The organism is Microcoleus sp. K5-D4, assembly GCF_036704575.1.
GTDB lineage: Bacteria > Cyanobacteriota > Cyanobacteriia > Cyanobacteriales > Microcoleaceae > Microcoleus.
The window spans coordinates 1-15,642 of the sequence record NZ_JAUBSD010000035.1 but is presented as its reverse complement, the minus strand read 5'-3'; the positions used below and the strand labels follow the sequence as shown (position 1 = coordinate 15,642).

14 protein-coding genes are annotated in these 15,642 nt (G+C 46.0%); 9 read left to right on the top strand and 5 right to left on the bottom strand.

Features of this window, described 5'->3' with window-relative positions:
* Positions 1-31: 31 nt before the first annotated feature.
* Both QUA77_RS13340 and QUA77_RS13335 read right to left on the bottom strand, forming a co-directional pair.
* Complete coding sequence (locus tag QUA77_RS13340; protein WP_333450509.1) at positions 32-1,090, bottom strand: homogentisate phytyltransferase; 1,059 nt, start codon at positions 1,088-1,090, stop codon at positions 32-34.
* 36 nt (positions 1,091-1,126) lie between these two features.
* On the bottom strand, positions 1,127-2,080 hold the full coding sequence (locus tag QUA77_RS13335) for a methyltransferase domain-containing protein (protein WP_333450507.1): 954 nt from the start codon (positions 2,078-2,080) through the stop codon (positions 1,127-1,129).
* 260 nt (positions 2,081-2,340) lie between these two features.
* Between QUA77_RS13335 and QUA77_RS13330 the strand changes: the two genes are divergently transcribed.
* Together QUA77_RS13330 and QUA77_RS13325 are read left to right on the top strand one after the other, a co-directional pair.
* Positions 2,341-3,675 (top strand): TrkH family potassium uptake protein, encoded by a 1,335-nt coding sequence (locus QUA77_RS13330; protein WP_333450505.1) that lies wholly within the window; start codon positions 2,341-2,343, stop codon positions 3,673-3,675.
* A 140-nt stretch (positions 3,676-3,815) separates the two neighbouring features.
* On the top strand, positions 3,816-4,511 hold the full coding sequence (locus QUA77_RS13325; protein ID WP_333034999.1) for a TrkA family potassium uptake protein: 696 nt from the start codon (positions 3,816-3,818) through the stop codon (positions 4,509-4,511).
* Positions 4,512-4,848: 337 nt separating this feature from the next.
* Here the strand turns inward: QUA77_RS13325 and QUA77_RS13320 are convergent, their stop codons facing one another.
* Entirely contained in the window at positions 4,849-5,082 is a 234-nt protein-coding gene (locus tag QUA77_RS13320; RefSeq protein ID WP_333035001.1) for a hypothetical protein, read from the bottom strand.
* A gap of 310 nt (positions 5,083-5,392) precedes the next feature.
* On the opposite strand from QUA77_RS13320, the gene QUA77_RS13315 reads away from it, so the two are divergent.
* Both QUA77_RS13315 and QUA77_RS13310 read left to right on the top strand, forming a co-directional pair.
* Positions 5,393-5,992, top strand: coding sequence for a sulfite oxidase-like oxidoreductase (locus QUA77_RS13315; protein ID WP_333450502.1), 600 nt, complete (start codon positions 5,393-5,395; stop codon positions 5,990-5,992).
* Positions 5,993-6,618: 626 nt separating this feature from the next.
* A complete protein-coding gene (locus QUA77_RS13310; RefSeq protein WP_333035004.1) occupies positions 6,619-7,314 on the top strand; it encodes a PEP-CTERM sorting domain-containing protein in 696 nt (231 codons plus the stop codon).
* A gap of 858 nt (positions 7,315-8,172) precedes the next feature.
* Here QUA77_RS13310 and QUA77_RS13305 read toward each other — a convergent pair.
* A complete protein-coding gene (locus QUA77_RS13305; protein ID WP_333450500.1) occupies positions 8,173-8,490 on the bottom strand; it encodes a mechanosensitive ion channel domain-containing protein in 318 nt (105 codons plus the stop codon).
* Between the two features lie 273 nt (positions 8,491-8,763).
* On the opposite strand from QUA77_RS13305, the gene ahcY reads away from it, so the two are divergent.
* From ahcY to QUA77_RS13285, 4 genes are all read left to right on the top strand, one after another.
* On the top strand, positions 8,764-10,041 hold the full coding sequence (gene ahcY, locus QUA77_RS13300; protein WP_333035008.1) for an adenosylhomocysteinase: 1,278 nt from the start codon (positions 8,764-8,766) through the stop codon (positions 10,039-10,041).
* A 192-nt stretch (positions 10,042-10,233) separates the two neighbouring features.
* On the top strand, positions 10,234-10,851 hold the full coding sequence (locus QUA77_RS13295) for a DedA family protein (RefSeq protein ID WP_333035010.1): 618 nt from the start codon (positions 10,234-10,236) through the stop codon (positions 10,849-10,851).
* A gap of 444 nt (positions 10,852-11,295) precedes the next feature.
* The gene (locus QUA77_RS13290) at positions 11,296-12,720 is read left to right on the top strand and encodes an NADP-dependent isocitrate dehydrogenase (RefSeq protein ID WP_333035013.1); all 1,425 of its coding nucleotides are present in this window, start codon (positions 11,296-11,298) and stop codon (positions 12,718-12,720) included.
* A gap of 247 nt (positions 12,721-12,967) precedes the next feature.
* Positions 12,968-14,305 (top strand): glycosyltransferase family 4 protein, encoded by a 1,338-nt coding sequence (locus tag QUA77_RS13285; RefSeq protein ID WP_333063606.1) that lies wholly within the window; start codon positions 12,968-12,970, stop codon positions 14,303-14,305.
* A gap of 20 nt (positions 14,306-14,325) precedes the next feature.
* Here QUA77_RS13285 and QUA77_RS13280 read toward each other — a convergent pair whose 3' ends face one another.
* Positions 14,326-14,940: a glutathione S-transferase N-terminal domain-containing protein gene (locus QUA77_RS13280; RefSeq protein ID WP_333035015.1), complete on the bottom strand. Its 615-nt coding sequence runs from the start codon at positions 14,938-14,940 to the stop codon at positions 14,326-14,328.
* A 136-nt stretch (positions 14,941-15,076) separates the two neighbouring features.
* Between QUA77_RS13280 and QUA77_RS13275 the strand changes: the two genes are divergently transcribed.
* A complete protein-coding gene (locus tag QUA77_RS13275) occupies positions 15,077-15,469 on the top strand; it encodes a DUF2358 domain-containing protein (RefSeq protein ID WP_333035017.1) in 393 nt (130 codons plus the stop codon).
* The last annotated feature ends 173 nt before the right edge of the window (positions 15,470-15,642 follow it).

Genomic DNA, 15,642 nt, shown 5'->3' with positions numbered 1-15,642 from the left:
ACATCCGTCGAGCGAATCCGTTGCCGAACTTCTACCCCAACAAACAAGCTGCAGGAAAAATCAGATATTCTAAGAAAAACAACTTCCAGATAAACTGATAAAATGCAGCAATTTCTATTTTATCGTCCAAATTAACTTTCGCGCTCCAAAACCACATCAAACCCAAAGCCGCCAAATGAGAAACTCCCAGAAACACTAAATTAACATTAGACAATACGATCGCACCCGCCAAAGTCGCGCCCAAATAACAAACCGTCAACACCCAGCGAGATAAATTAAAGACGGCCGGCTTGCCCAGCTCAATGGTAAACGTAGTAATATTATATTGCTTGTCCCCTTCCATGTCGGGGATATCTTTAAAAATGGCGATCGCAAACGTAAACACCACAACAAAAACCGTCAGCACCCAAACTTCTGCAGGAATCCGAAAAGACACACTCTCCAAACTCCAGCCAGAAAAAGCGCTTTTCGCCCTTCCCAAACTTAACACCCAATTAAAGTGCAAAAATAACCCTAAATTTACGATCGCGCCCCGCACCGTGAAAATGCACAGCGCCGCCCAAAAAGGAAACCGCTTCAGGCGAATTGGCGGCAGAGAATAAGCAGTCCCGATCGCCAAACTAACACCAACGGTAGCAAGCAAAAACGGACCTTGTAAAACAGCAGTCAAAATTGCTATAATTCCCGTGGCAATTACAATTAATTCCCCGGTTTTCCGAGAAAACAATCCCGATGCGATCGGCAAATACGGCTTATTTATTTTATCAATTTCAACATCTTCTAACTGGTTCAATCCCACAATATAAATATTGCCGCAAATGCAAGCCAACCAGGCAAAAGCTAGGGGCCCAAATACAGGATTCACAAACAGCCGCGCACTTTGGGCGATCGCGTACAAAGCCAATACACTCAAGCTAGTACCCACAATTGTGTGAGGCCGAGAAAACTCCCAAAAAGCCCTCACCCAGCTTTGCGGAGCCGAGCCATTTTTATCAATCCAAGACTTGCCAATCGAATCATTGCCCATAAATCTCACACCCGCACCAAACAAATAATATTCTCTAGGGTGTGCAATGCACACCTTACTCATCAACTCAACACTCAAAACTTCTCTGATATATGCCTGCTATTTTACAGCACAAATCATCCCAAAACGAATCAGCCCGCTCTGATATCCACGGCTCATCAATCCGAGAGCCAGTGCTGCTTGAATAGTCGTCCAACCGCTCGTTAGCAAACCCCAAATAGCACTCGGAGTCAAAGCAGAATCGATCACCACATCCCAAAAAGGAGCAACAGCTTTTGACCAATCAGCGGTGCGAATACTTGTCAAAGGTAAACTGCGGACAATTTCCTCGTATTCCGGCAAAGAAATCACATAAGGCAAAGCATAAACTCGGTAAATTTCTGCCAATTGCTTTCTCTCTTCATCAGTTAATTCTCCCGCCGTTTCTCCCAGCGGGCGGTGACACCAAGTTGCCAAAATCAAAGTTCCTCCCGGCTTGAGAACGCGGCAGCATTCCTGCAAAAACTTAATTTTGTCGGGCATATGTTCGCCACTTTCGAGGGACCAAACCAAGTCGAAGGACTCGTCCGGGAAAGGCATATTCAAAGCATCGGCCACCAAAAAATTCACATTGCTTTCTAGGCCAGCAATTTTAGCGCGTTCGGTCGCTCTGTTGGCCTGTACCGGACTCAGAGTAATCCCGGTCGCTGTAACGCTAGCGCTCGTTTTATTTAGTTCGGGCGATCGGCTATAATTTTGATCCGCCTCGCCATCCAACTTTAAATTATTTTGAGGGAGAGAACTAAACTTTTCGGTCAAATACAGCGTGCTGCCGCCGATCCCGCAACCGACATCGAGAATGCGGTAAGATTCACACAGTGCTTTCTCTGACGGTACTCCAGCCCAAGCCAGCAGTTCTTCTATCAAATCTATCTGAGCCTGTCGGCGCTCTTTTTTTAAATTGCCATCCGGGCCGTAGTAACCGTGGTGCATATGTTCGCCCCACACCTGCTCCCACAAACCGCTAGAAGCGTCGTAAAGTTGCTGAATTTGCTGGTAAAGTGTTGATGTCATCGCCGAATCGCAAGTTATTAAAGGAATTCTACCGTTATTTTCCCGCTGTTGTCATAGAAGTTGGCGATTTAGTTCGATCGGTCTCCGGCCTTAGCCAGACGGAGATGTCCTTATTTCAAGCCTGACTATCTATTTGTGGGTTCCCTCTCAAACCTCAAATCTCAACTCGATTTGTGGGTTCCCTCTCAAACCTCAAATCTAAAATTGATTTGTGGGTTCCCTGTCAAATCTAAAATCTAAAATCTAAAATCTAAAATCGAATGACTGTCTCGCGAACCATTGCTTTGGGCTTTATCGCTGTCATCCTCGCAGGTGCTCTATTACTGATGATGCCCTTTTCCACAATTGATGGAACTTGGAGCGATCCAATAACAGCACTGTTTACCTCTACTTCCTCTGTCTGCGTCACGGGCTTGTCGGTTGTGGATGTCGGAAAATATTACTCTTTTTGGGGGCAACTGTGCCTAGTTTTACTGGTGCAAATAGGAGGCTTGGGCTACATGACAGCCACGACTTTCTTGCTGCTGTTATTGGGTCGCCGCTTTGGTTTGAAAGACAAAGTTGCCCTGCAACAATCTCTCGACAAATCCGGGCTAGCCGGCGTAGTACAACTCGTGCAGTCAATTCTCGCAACAACGCTTTTGTTTGAATTAACAGGAGTGTTTTTGCTGATGACGGTTTTCGTCCCCCAATACGGATTTAAAGAGGGTGTGTGGTCGGCTATATTTCACAGCGTTAATGCCTTTAACAACGCCGGTTTTAGCATCTATTCCGATAATTTGATCGGCTACATCAGTTCGCCTATGGTTAACTTCACAGTCGGGGGTTTAATCATATTTGGGGGAATCGGCTATCAAGTAATTATGGAAATGTACCTGTGGCTGCGCGATCGCTTCAACAAAAGCCCTATCTGCACAGTTTTTTCCCTGAACTTCAAAGTTGTTACCACTACAACGGCTGTCCTTTTAATTTTAGGAACGCTAGCCTTTTTGGTGCTCGAATACGACAACCCAAACACTTTGGGCGCTCTAAATTTTCCTCAAAAGCTGATGGCAGCTTGGTTTCAATCTGTTACTCCCCGCACGGCGGGGTTCAATACAATTAGCATTGGCCAAATGACCGAAGCCTCGCTATTTCTGACCATCGCGCTGATGTTTATCGGCGCCAGTCCTGGCAGCACCGGCGGCGGAATCAAAACCACAACTTTTAGGCTATTGTTTTGCTGTACCACAGCAGTTATCGAAGGCCAGGAAGATGTGGAGTGCTATCAGCGTCAAATCCCGCCACCCATGATTCTGAAAACCATTAGCGTAGTCTTCGGTTCCCTGTTGGTCGCGTTCACATCTGCAATTTTAATCGAGCTGACCAATCCCCAAGTAGAATTTATCGCAGCGCTGTATGAAGCAGTTTCAGCTTTTGGCACGGTCGGTCTTTCCACTGGGATTACACCCACGCTTTCAGCGATCGGTAAGTTGATTTTGATTGCTACGATGTACATAGGTCGGGTTGGGGTGCTGCTGCTGATAAGTGCTGCATTCGGCGACCCAAAACCCAGGTCTTTTAAGTATGCTGAGGAAAGTTTGTTAGTGGGATAAAAAAATCCTGTCTCGTTGCTGATAATCTAAACAATGGGTGACAACCCAAATCAACTTTTACTACTTACCCAACAATCAAAAGGAGGCGGCGCTGTCTCTGCTCAAATTTAAACAGCAAGACGCTCAGCGCTGGATATTCAGTGAACCTGTCATCTTTAAATTTTTTTCGGACTTTGCGCGCCGAAAACAAGCAGTTTGCAGTTATTGGTTTGGGCCGCTTCGGCAAAGCTGTGTGTTCGACTCTGCACGGTTTGGGTTACGAAGTCCTGGGGGTTGACACCGATGAAAAAAAAGTAACTCAAGCTTTGACCGATCGTATTGCTGCTCACGTTGTGCAGTTAGATTCTACTGAGCCTAGCGCTCTTGCGGAAGCCGGCATATTTGAATTTGAAACAGTGATTGTTGCGATCGGCAATTACCTAGCAGAAAGCATTACCACCACCCTTAATCTTAAGGAAGGGGGGGTACGTCACGTAATAGCCAAAGCTTCTTCGGAAACTCACTTAAAACTGTTGAAAAAAGTCGGCGCAGATCATGTAGTTTTTCCAGAACGAGAAATGGGCTGCTCTGTGGCCCGCCTTCTTACAAAACCCAGCATTTTAGAACGCTTTGACCTCGACCCAGATCACAGTATTGTTGAGTTGCTCGTTCCTGACAAGTTTGACGGTAAAACCGTCTCCGAATTGGAGCTCCGGCGCAAGTATGGTTTGAACTTGCTAGCAGTCGGGCGCGCCGAAAAGTTCGAGATTAATCCGGAGCCAACCGAACGCTTAAGAAAGGGCGACGCGATGGTAGTAATTGGTTCTAATAAAGATATCAATCGCTTGCCAATTTAACAGCTCGCCATTTTACGCACATATAGCAACATTCCTGGACTCAGAAACCCGATTTATTGTGTTCCGAGTGTCTAAGCCCTGAGCAATTCTTGCGAGATGTGTGAAAATTTCAGACTCTTACAAACCCGGTTTATCTTAGATAAACCGGGTTTCTCTGTCGATCTTGATATTCTAATTTTTAACCGAAATATCTAAATTGAATTTCACCAGTTCTGGGGTTGGTTCCGCCTTTGCGACCCCCTCGGAGAACCTAGCCAGACAAATCACGAAAATTGTTAACAACGTAGCAGCACTTGATCGCGCTCCCGCAAATCATAGGAGCGCTAGCCTTGAAAATTCAGCCCACTTTCAAGATTTTTTGCAAATAAGCTTTGCCAAAAACCACCACCGCCAAGACTAGAGCGAGTTCAACAAACCAAGGACACGCCGCCACAAACCAAATTAACGAACACACTCCAATAATTGCAGCTATGGGAGCGGGAATTCCGTCTAGCGTTCTGTTGTCAGTCCCGGCAGTCACCCACCAAGCAACCAAGCAGACCGTCAAAGGAATCAAGCAACTTGTGATCATGATTTTTACCCCATCAATGTTTTTTACATATGGCATCTGAGCATATTGTTACAATACATCAAAGATTCTGAAATGCACCATCAATTGCGATAAAATTTAAGGTTAGGTAATTCATACTCTGGGGTGATATATTTTGTAATTTTTAGCTTAGCCTCTCTCAGAAGGCATAAGTAGGTTGGCATCAGGCAGGAGTGTGGGATTTTTATTTCGGCAGAAGTGCTTTTGCTTTCTACCTTGAGATGAATTGCGATGCGCCCATCTCTGCAAGTTATACTCAGGAGTGCAGTCAGTTACTGTAGAGCGTGAATCAATGCTGGGCAAATTTTTTCGCAAGCCAGAATCAGAAAACAGCGATCGCGTCCCCCCGGGTCAATACCTCGCCAACGGGTTTCCCGTGCTGACCTACGGCGATACACCCTCCGTCAGCATTGAGAGTTGGGAATTTAAAGTGTGGGGATTGGCCAAACCAAAAACCTTCACTTGGTCGGACTTCCAGGCCATGCCCCAAAGTAACTTTACTGCGGATTTTCACTGCGTCACTCGGTGGTCAAAACTCGACGTGCAGTGGACGGGAGTCAAAGTCACAGATTTTATGAACTACATAGAATTCGATCCGAAAGCTCTGCACGTCCTGGAACACTGCTACGGCGGCTACACTACCAACATTGCGATCGCCGACTTCATCCGAGAAGAAAACTTTTTCGCCCACACCGTCTTCGGCGAACCTCTATCGGCCGACCACGGTGGCCCAATGCGGCTCGTAGTTCCCCACTTGTACGCTTGGAAAAGCGCTAAATGGATTAACGGCCTGGAGTTTACAGAAACCCAAGAACTGGGTTTTTGGGAACGTAACGGCTACCACCAGCGGGGCGAACCTTGGGCAGAGGAACGCTACAGCGGTCTGTTTTGAGGCGGGCGATCAGGAGCAAGGACGGGGCCAGACCTTCTCTATACAATCTTTGTTGAGGGCCAATCCGGTCTTTTACCGCTTAACTCTGCAGAAATTGCATCTCCTCGATCGCATTTTTGGGATATCTCACGCCACGGTATCTATTTAATTCAACCAAAATACGTAGACCCAACGATCGCATTTTGTAAGTAATTTACCCGATAGATAAACTACTTTAACTGCCCTACACCAGCCCCAAAAAACAAACATTGCCAGTTTCTGGCTAATAGAAAACTTCTGGAACTGTCAGTACCCACGAATATTACCGTATTTATACTTAAGTGTTTGCTATTGAGGATTGAGACTTGAGAATATAATAAAAAATTAGCATAAGCCCCATCCCAATCACTTTTGATGCCCCGCGCTCCCATGCCCGCGACTGCAAGGTTTCAAGCCACAATATTTATAATTATTTAGTGGGTATTATGAGGGAGCGATCGCCCGCCTGCAGATGCGATCGACACCATTTATGAAGGATATGTAAAGGCTTGATAAAGAATATGTCAAACTTTACCTAAAGTCCCCCAAATACAAACAAAGTATCGCATAATGAAAATATTAAGACCACCGCACAAAAGGAACAGGTTATGAATACCAAACTCTTATCCGCCTTAACAGCTACCGCCGCCGCCACAGCTCTGTTTGGCGCCGGAGCTCCAGCTCAAGCCTTCTCCTTTGGTACCAACGGCATCACATTCAGCCAAGATACAAGCGTGAAGTTTAACTTCAAAGAATCTCACGGTGGGTATACTTCCTCTTTGGGAATCTACAGCGTGAAGGACTCGGCGCGCACTCTAGTTAGCACCCTGTTTTCGGAAACTAAATCCTCAGACGACGACTGGGAGAACGAATGGAAAGGAACTCTCGGCAATACAGTCTTGGGTTCTGGATCGACAGTATTCACATTCCTGGCTAATCAAATTTATACTTTGGGACTCAACAGCGGCACCAACGGCAGTGTCTACTCGACCTCAGCTTTCAACAGCAAGGGCAGCCAGCAAGCCGTGTTTGGCGCGCAATCGCAACTGTGGAACGCGCTCGACAAAGAAACCACGAACGCCTTCAAAGCAGCCGGAGAATTCACAAACGGATTCGATTCTCTGTTTAACGGAGGCACGCTAATTGGCTTCGACGATCGCGGTGGCGGGAACGACTCAGACTTCCAAGATTTCACAGTGAGCGCAGAAGCAGTTCCCGAACCGATGACAATGACTGGTTTGGCTCTCGGTTTGGGTGGCTTGGTTGCAGCCCGCCGTCGCCGCGCTAGCAAGACTACTTCATGATATTTTTCAACGGCGACAATTTCCTCAATTACGTTTGACAAAATAAAATTCAATTAGGAGGCGCGCTAATCAGAAATGGGCTCGCCTTTTGCTTGATTTTAAAAGTCAGAAGGGAGAAGTCATATCAATTCTGGTTGTACTCTTCATGATTGTTGACTGTGGACTGTTGACTCGGGGTCGCCAAACTGAATGATGGTTGAGTGTTGGATGTTGACTCGATTTTACGCGCGACGATGAAGCGCGGATTTGATATCAGAGGGAAGTTCGGCCACGCAGCAGCGTACGAGATTTAACGGATTTAACGCATGGGTGTGGAGGGCAAAAGTTAAGAGTGAAGAAGTCCGACCGGAAAAACAGGATTTTTCCGACTCTCCGACTATCCCACTCTCGCCCTCTCCCACTGTCTCCCTCTCCCAATTCAAAATTCAAAACTCACTTACGGTAAAGTGTTCGATCGTACAAAGTCACCGAGCCCAGTTGAAGAATTTGGCTTTGCATAATAGCGAGATGATTTTGATTGTTTTGTGGGATGGGCCCCTGATCCCGAAGGCGCGTATTTTCACAGCAGGTGGGACGCCTAACCCCTACTCCCCACAAGAATCATCCTCAAATTGTGCAACGCGCCGAATTTGGTCAGCCCGGACGCACGCTACTTTAATCGCCACCACAACCAGGTCTTTTGTCCGTCGCACCTGTGCTTGTTCATGCAGCGTCCAATAGCGGAGAATAAGATCGAAGGAAGCTTAGTTAATGCCTGAACTATCAACTTCTCAAGTTGTTTGGGACAAAACGCCTTCGACGGAAATAGGTTTAACCAAGGTTTCAATTGCTCAGGAAGGTCGGTATCGTAGGCTAAAATTAACGCAGGTTGGTTCGCCTGTGTGGAATGGTTGTTAGTATCCGCACTGAATTGGTAAATACGCTCGCCTTCGGCACGATAACTTGCTCTCCCAAATCACTAATAAGTTGAGTTGAACGCAGCAAAATCTTTTCAAGATTACCTTCAAAGCCTTCTACAATTATCCGATCGCCCAATTGAAACGGTTCGTGCAACAGCAAGAATATTTCCGCTAAAAAGTATTTGAAGATGTCTTGGAATAGGAAACTAATCCCTACTGAACCAAGTCCTAACCAACTGATGATATCTGCAGGTCGCCAAGCTGGGAACGCAATCACGCAGGGGATCAAACTGCCAGCAGCCCAAGTGAGAGTGTCAAATAATTAAAGAATGCCACGCTAACACAAAAGATTGAGATCCATCGCCGGACAGGAATATTTGACTCTCACTCTGCGGGTGACTCCATCGACTCGTTCGCTAATCATTAAAACACAATCAAAATTTAAGATTAGCAGCGCCGACCCCGATCGAGTAAAATCACAGCACTTGCCCGCCGATGACTTAATCTGCTAAAACTAACAAAGTTTGATGATTTCTGAGAAATAACATACATGGTTGCTACATCCGTCAAGATTAAACACGAAGTCAAAGACTTGTCCCTCGCCCCCTTGGGAAAGCAACGCATCGAGTGGGCCGGCCGGGAAATGCCCGTTTTGCGGCAAATTCAAGAACGCTTCGCTAAAGAAAAGCCTTTCGCTGGCATTCGCTTGGCTGCTTGCTGCCACGTAACCACAGAAACCGCTCATTTGGCGATCGCCATCAAACTCGGCGGTGGCGACGCCGTACTGATCGCCAGCAACCCCTTGAGCACTCAAGATGACGTAGCGGCTTGCTTAGTTCAAGACTACGGCATTTCCGTCTTCGCCCTCAAAGGAGAAGATGCGGCTACCTACGAACGTCACGTCTACACAGCCCTAGACCACCGCCCCAATATTATCATCGACGACGGCAGCGACGTGGTAGCGGCACTAATCCAGCACCGCCCGAACCAAATTTCCGACTTAATCGGAACTACCGAAGAAACTACCACAGGCATCGTGCGCCTGCGGGCCATGTTGAAAGACGGTGTGCTGACTTTCCCCGCAATGAACGTCAACGACGCCGACACCAAGCACTTCTTTGACAACCGCTACGGCACCGGTCAATCTACCCTAGACGGCATTATCCGCGCTACGAATATTTTGTTAGCCGGTAAAAATATTGTGGTTGCAGGTTACGGTTGGTGCGGCAAAGGCACGGCACTGCGCGCCCGCGGTATGGGTGCTAACGTAATTGTCACCGAAATCGATCCGATTCGGGCGATCGAAGCAGTGATGGACGGTTTCCGCGTCATGCCGATGGACGAAGCAGCAACAGTCGGAGATATATTCATTACCGTTACCGGCAACAAACACGTCATTCGTGCCGAACATTTCGAGACAATGAAAGACGGCGCAATTGTTTGCAATTCAGGTCACTTCGACATTGAAATTGACCTCAAATCCCTCGGCGCAAAAAGCACCGACGTGAAAACAGTCCGGTCTTTCACTCAAGAATATCACCTCAATAATGGCAAGTCGATTATTGTGTTGGGCGAAGGTCGTTTGATCAACTTGGCAGCCGCCGAAGGACACCCCAGCGCCGTGATGGATATGAGCTTTGCTAACCAAGCTTTAGCCTGCGAATATCTAGTTACGAACAAAGGCAAACTAGAGCCTGGTATTCACTCAATTCCCGTGGAAGTTGACAAAGAAATTGCCCGTCTCAAATTGGAAGCAATGGGTATTCACATTGATACCTTGACTGCCGAACAAATTGAGTACACAAACTCTTGGACTTCGGGGACTTAATCATCGTTTATCGTTCCCAGGCTCTTCCTGGGAATGAATGCAGCAAGGCTCTGCCTCCCGTATTCGGAGTCGAGGCAGAGCCTCGCTTATATGCGTTAATAGGCTCTGCCTTTAATGAGCAAAAACGAGCAAAAATACAAGCAACAAAAGCAACAAGAAGATTACAAACTACATATTACCTAGTGAATCAAAATGGTTGAATGGATAACTAACACAATGCAGTCGATGGGCTATCTGGGAATAGGGCTGTTGATGTTTTTAGAAAATCTTTTTCCGCCCATACCCTCAGAATTGATTATGCCACTGGCAGGATTCACGGCATCAAAGGGTGATGATATGCAGTTAGCACCGGCGATCGCAGCAGGAGTAATTGGTACAATTCTGGGCGCGCTTCCCTGGTACTATGCGGGTAAACTATTGAGCGAAGAACGCTTGAGGAATTTAGCCGACAAATACGGCAAGTGGATCACAGTATCGGGCGCCGATATTGACAAAGCAAATAGATGGTTTAACAGACACGGCAACAAAGCCGTGTTTTTGTGTCGCCTCGTACCGGGAGTTCGCACCCTGATTTCCCTGCCCGCTGGCATCAATAATATGCCTTTAATTCCTTTTTTACTATACTCAACAGGTGGCACTCTTTTATGGGTAAGTTTCCTGACTTTTGCAGGATATAAACTAGGGGAAAATTATACACTTGTAGATGATTATCTGGGCCCTGTTTCCAAAATAGTTGTGGTGATTATTGTCATTTGGTTTATATTGTGGGTTGTCAAAAAGAATATGCAGAAGGAAAAATATCGCAAATAAATGCAAAATTTGTGAAAATAATCTGCGTTTATTTGCGTTCATCAGCGGCTACAATCACCATTTTGACCCGCCCAAAAACCCATACAACTTTCTGAAAGGAGTCGTGATCCGCCCAAAATTTTAGAATAAGGTTCAACCTCCCAGATTCATGGGGGGAGTAAATCTAAAAATCTCAAATCTAAAATCTAAAATCCACTGACCTGTTTCCAGCATCTTCCCAACCGTAGCGCTGAAAGATAGAGAGGGAGATTTGATAGAAACTTCTGCTATCTTTGCTACTTTTTTAAATTAGCTTTTAAATGGGTAATCGCCCAAAAGTCACAGTGACGGGCAGCCGAGCGCCCAAAAATCCCACTTAAATTTATACAAATATTTAGGATTGGTTGAGGTTTAGGCAGACAATCGTGGCAAAATAGGGAACATTCCTATCCGCACTGTTAAGATATGTACGAAAAGATTGTAGCCCCAACAACAGGTTCTAAAATTACTTTCAAAGACGGTTCGCCGATCGTCCCCAATGACCCGATTATTCCCTTCATTCGCGGCGACGGTACCGGCGTTGACTTGTGGCCTGCATCCCAGAAAGTGATGGATGCTGCGGTAGAAAAGGCTTACGGTGGCGATCGAAAAATCAACTGGTTTAAAATCTATGTAGGCGACGAAGCCTGCGATGTCTACGGTACTTACCAATATCTGCCCCAGGATTCCTTAAACGCCATCAAAGAATACGGAGTCGCCATCAAAGGGCCACTGACAACCCCAATCGGGGGTGGCATTCGATCGCTAAACGTAGCTTTGCGGCAAATCTTCGACCTTTACGCCTGCGTGCGACCCTGCAAATATTATGCTGGAACACCATCGCTACACAAAACTCCTGAACTCCTAGATGTAATTATTTACCGGGAAAATACAGAAGATATTTACCTCGGAATTGAATGGGCCAAAGGCAGCGAAATCGGCAAAAAATTGATTGAATTCCTCAATAATGAGTTAATTCCCGCAACACCCGAACATGGCAAAAAACAAATTCGCCTTGATTCAGGAATCGGAATTAAACCCATTAGCAAAACAGGTTCTCAGCGTTTAGTACGGCGCGCCATTACCCACGCTTTGCGGTTGCCGAAAGACAAGCAGCAAGTAACTTTGGTGCACAAAGGCAACATCATGAAATATACTGAAGGAGCTTTCCGAGATTGGGGTTATGAATTAGCAACCACCGAATTTCGCGAACAGTGCGTAACTGAAAGAGAGTCTTGGATTCTGGGCAACAAAGAAAAAAATCCCGACATTAGCTTAGAAGATAATGCTCGCCAAATAGACCCTGGATACGATGCTTTGACCCCAGAAAAACAAGCCAAAATTCGTCAAGAAGTAGCCGACGTTCTGTTTGCAATTTGGGACAGTCACGGCAGTGGTCAGTGGAAAGAAAAAATCATGGTCAACGACCGAATTGCTGACAGTATTTTCCAACAAATTCAAACACGGCCGGCCGAGTATTCGATTTTGGCGACAATGAATCTGAACGGGGATTATTTATCCGATGCGGCCGCTGCCATTGTGGGTGGATTGGGTATGGGCCCTGGTGCGAATATTGGTGATGAATGTGCAGTTTTTGAGGCTACTCACGGCACTGCACCGAAACACGCTGGTTTGGATAAAGTCAATCCCGGTTCCCTGATTTTGTCCGGGGTGATGATGTTAGAATACATGGGATGGCAGGAAGCAGCAGACTTGATTAAGAAGGGTTTGGGAGCGGCAATTTCTAACGGTGAAGTTACTTACGATTTGGCGAGGTTGATGGAGCCGCCGGTGCCTGAGTTGAAGTGTTCGGAGTTTGCGGAGGCGATTATTAAGCATTTCGCGGATTGAGTTCCTCGGTGCGCCAACAATTGAGTGCTGGAAGCAGGTCAGAAAATCATTCCCATCCTGAATCAGCAGTAGCTTTAAAACAACACCGCGATCTTCTATGTATTGGTACACTTGCCAAGATAGGGAGAGCGGTGTTATAAAGTTCTTGAGTCCCAGAGCAATTATCACTCATTCGCGAACAATTAGTTAGGGTAGGGAAGTAAGGAGGCAACCCCAGGGAATTTCTCCTAAACCTATATCCCGAATTATGACAACTTGTACAGATACTGGAGTTTTTATGGAAAATAAAGAGAAAACTGATACGATGCGGGTTTTGATTCTGGCGGATGTTTGCAATCCTGAGTGGCCTTCTTTACCGGTAGTTGGATATAAATTTGCGCGGGCGATCAGCAATTATGTTAATGCTACGGTTGTTACCCAAATTAGGAATAAACCAAATATTGATAAAGTCGGGATGGGTAACGCTAAAGTAGTTTATATAGATACAGAAAATGTTGCTGCTCCCATTCAAAATCTAGCTAATTTACTAACCGGTGGCTCAGAAAAATCCTGGACTATTAGGACAGCGCTGGGTTATTTCAGCTATCTCGCCTTTGAGTGGGAAGTATGGCAGCGCTACAAGCAAGAGTTGCAACGCGGGGATTTCGATGTCGTTCACCGGATTACCCCGATGTCGCCCACGCAGCCAAGTCCTATGGCAGCTTGGAGTCCTATTCCTTTTTTACTAGGGCCTCTCAACGGCGGGCTGCCTTGGCCGAAAGCTTTCACAACAGAGTTGAAGCGGGAACGGGAGTGGTTGAGCTATGTGCGAAATGCTTACAGGTTAATGCCTTTTTACCGCTCTACTTATGAACGTTCAGCAGGAATTCTGGCGGCATTCGATCACACGATCGTAGATTTGCCAGCCTCAGCGAGATCGAAGACAATTAATTATGCCGAAGTTGGCATCGATCCCGAATTGTTTAAGCTGCCCGAACGCTCTAGCAGCGAACAAGTGACTGTACTGTTTGCCGGGAGGCTAGTTCCCTATAAATTGCCAGAAGTTGTTATTCGCGCTTTTGCTAACAGTTCGATTTTGCAGCAGCATAAATTAGCGATCGTTGGCGACGGACCCGAACGTCCTAGACTAGAACAATTAATCGCAGAACAAAATTTAGGCAACTGCGTTAAACTTTTAGGTCAAAAAACCCAACCTGAAGTGGGAGAATTGATGCGCCAAGCTGAGATTTTTGCTTTTCCCTCGATTCGCGAACTGGGGGCTGGCGTTGTAGTTGAGGCAATGGCCTGCGGTATGGCTTGTGTTGTAGTTGACTACGGCGGACCAGGTGCGCTGGTAGAGCCCGATCGGGGGATTAAAGTTCCTATGGGTAATTTTGACACACTGGTAAAAAATTTTACCGCAGAACTCGAACAGCTTGTCGCCGATCGCGCTCGTGTTGCACGCATGGGCATTGCAGCCCACAATTATGCCATGAATCACTATTCCTGGGATGTTAAAGCTCAGCAGATGCTGCAAGTTTATCAATGGTTAGCAAGTCATGGCAGTGTCAAACCGGATTTTGAGCAACAGTCAAATACCTTGTGACCGCTCGTCAAGTTTAATTCTCAGTTAGGACTTACGCCAACTGCCATGCCACGCTCAACGGCGGGACGCTTCTGCACTGTTTCTACCCAACGTTTGAGGTGGGGGTGGTTGTCGAGGGTTAATCCTTGAAATTCGTAAATAGCAACCCACGGATAGGTAGCAATGTCGGCGATCGAATAGTCGCCGCAAATGTATTCATATTTTGCTAGTTGAGTGTCTAATACTCCGTAGAGGCGCAAGGTTTCTTTTTCGTAACGCCCAATCGCATAGGGAATTTGTTCGGGTGCAAAGCGTTTGAAGTGGTTTAGCTGACCAAACATCGGGCCGACGCTGGCCATTTGAAACATCAGCCACTGCATAACTTGAAAGTATTTTTGTTTGTCGGTGGGCAGAAATCTGCCGCTTTTTTCGGCAAGATAGAGCAGAATAGCGCCGGACTCGAAGACGGTGATGCCGTTATCTCGATCGACTATCGCCGGAATTTTGCTGTTGGGGTTGATGGCGATGAACTCTGGGCTAAATTGGTCGTTTTTTGTGATGTCGATGACGTGCACGTTGTAGGGTAAACCTATTTCTTCGAGCATGATCGAGACTTTGCGACCGTTCGGGGTGGTAAAAGTGTAGAGGTCAATCATAGTTGTGATGTTAAGTTGAAAGTTTGCAAGGCAGGAAATAACATGATATACTATCACAATTTGGATGGAAATTCTGATAGTATATCTATTGTGTTAAAATTATATTCTAATAATAGAAGAATAACGATCGCTCGAAATGGACATTATTGAAATTATCAAAGACGATTATCAAAGATTTCCCGAGAATCAGACTTACAGCATCTATGCAAAAGATGTTTATTTTGAAGATCCGGTGAACCGATTTACAGGAGTTGAGCGCTACCGCAAAATGATCGGGTTTATAGGTACTTTTTTTCAGGATGTAAATCTCGATTTGTACGGGATTTCTCAGTCGGGAGATACTATAGACACTCGCTGGACTCTGAGCTGGATAGCACCGCTACCTTGGAAACCGAAAATGGCGATCGCCGGTAGGAGCGAACTGAAAGTCAACAGCGACGGTTTAATTGTTTCTCACATCGATTACTGGGACTGTTCGCGGTTGGATGTTCTCAAACAGCTTGTATTTCCTCGGAAAACTAATGTTTGAGAATTTTTCTTAGGTTTTTTAGCAATAAAAAATATTGTTTTAAGAGCGATATCCCTTTTTTAACCGCAGATGTTAGCAGATAAACACAGATGAACGCCATTGGTAACAAGTTAGACAGGAGTAGATTTTGTCAATACCTCTTTGTGAATAAATATAATTGGTAATAATGATAA

Excerpts from the sequence above, each read along its gene's own strand:
- QUA77_RS13275 (WP_333035017.1), top strand. The coding sequence starts at position 15,077 with ATGGACATTATTGAAATTATCAAAGACGATTATCAAAGATTTCCCGAG.
- QUA77_RS13330 (WP_333450505.1), top strand. The coding sequence starts at position 2,341 with ATGACTGTCTCGCGAACCATTGCTTTGGGCTTTATCGCTGTCATCCTC.
- QUA77_RS13310 (WP_333035004.1), top strand. The coding sequence starts at position 6,619 with ATGAATACCAAACTCTTATCCGCCTTAACAGCTACCGCCGCCGCCACA.
- QUA77_RS13315 (WP_333450502.1), top strand. The coding sequence starts at position 5,393 with ATGCTGGGCAAATTTTTTCGCAAGCCAGAATCAGAAAACAGCGATCGC.
- QUA77_RS13290 (WP_333035013.1), top strand. The coding sequence starts at position 11,296 with ATGTACGAAAAGATTGTAGCCCCAACAACAGGTTCTAAAATTACTTTC.
- QUA77_RS13320 (WP_333035001.1), bottom strand. The coding sequence starts at position 5,082 with ATGATCACAAGTTGCTTGATTCCTTTGACGGTCTGCTTGGTTGCTTGG.
- QUA77_RS13295 (WP_333035010.1), top strand. The coding sequence starts at position 10,234 with ATGGTTGAATGGATAACTAACACAATGCAGTCGATGGGCTATCTGGGA.
- QUA77_RS13335 (WP_333450507.1), bottom strand. The coding sequence starts at position 2,080 with ATGACATCAACACTTTACCAGCAAATTCAGCAACTTTACGACGCTTCT.
- ahcY (WP_333035008.1), top strand. The coding sequence starts at position 8,764 with ATGGTTGCTACATCCGTCAAGATTAAACACGAAGTCAAAGACTTGTCC.
- QUA77_RS13285 (WP_333063606.1), top strand. The coding sequence starts at position 12,968 with ATGACAACTTGTACAGATACTGGAGTTTTTATGGAAAATAAAGAGAAA.
- QUA77_RS13280 (WP_333035015.1), bottom strand. The coding sequence starts at position 14,940 with ATGATTGACCTCTACACTTTTACCACCCCGAACGGTCGCAAAGTCTCG.
- QUA77_RS13340 (WP_333450509.1), bottom strand. The coding sequence starts at position 1,090 with ATGAGTAAGGTGTGCATTGCACACCCTAGAGAATATTATTTGTTTGGT.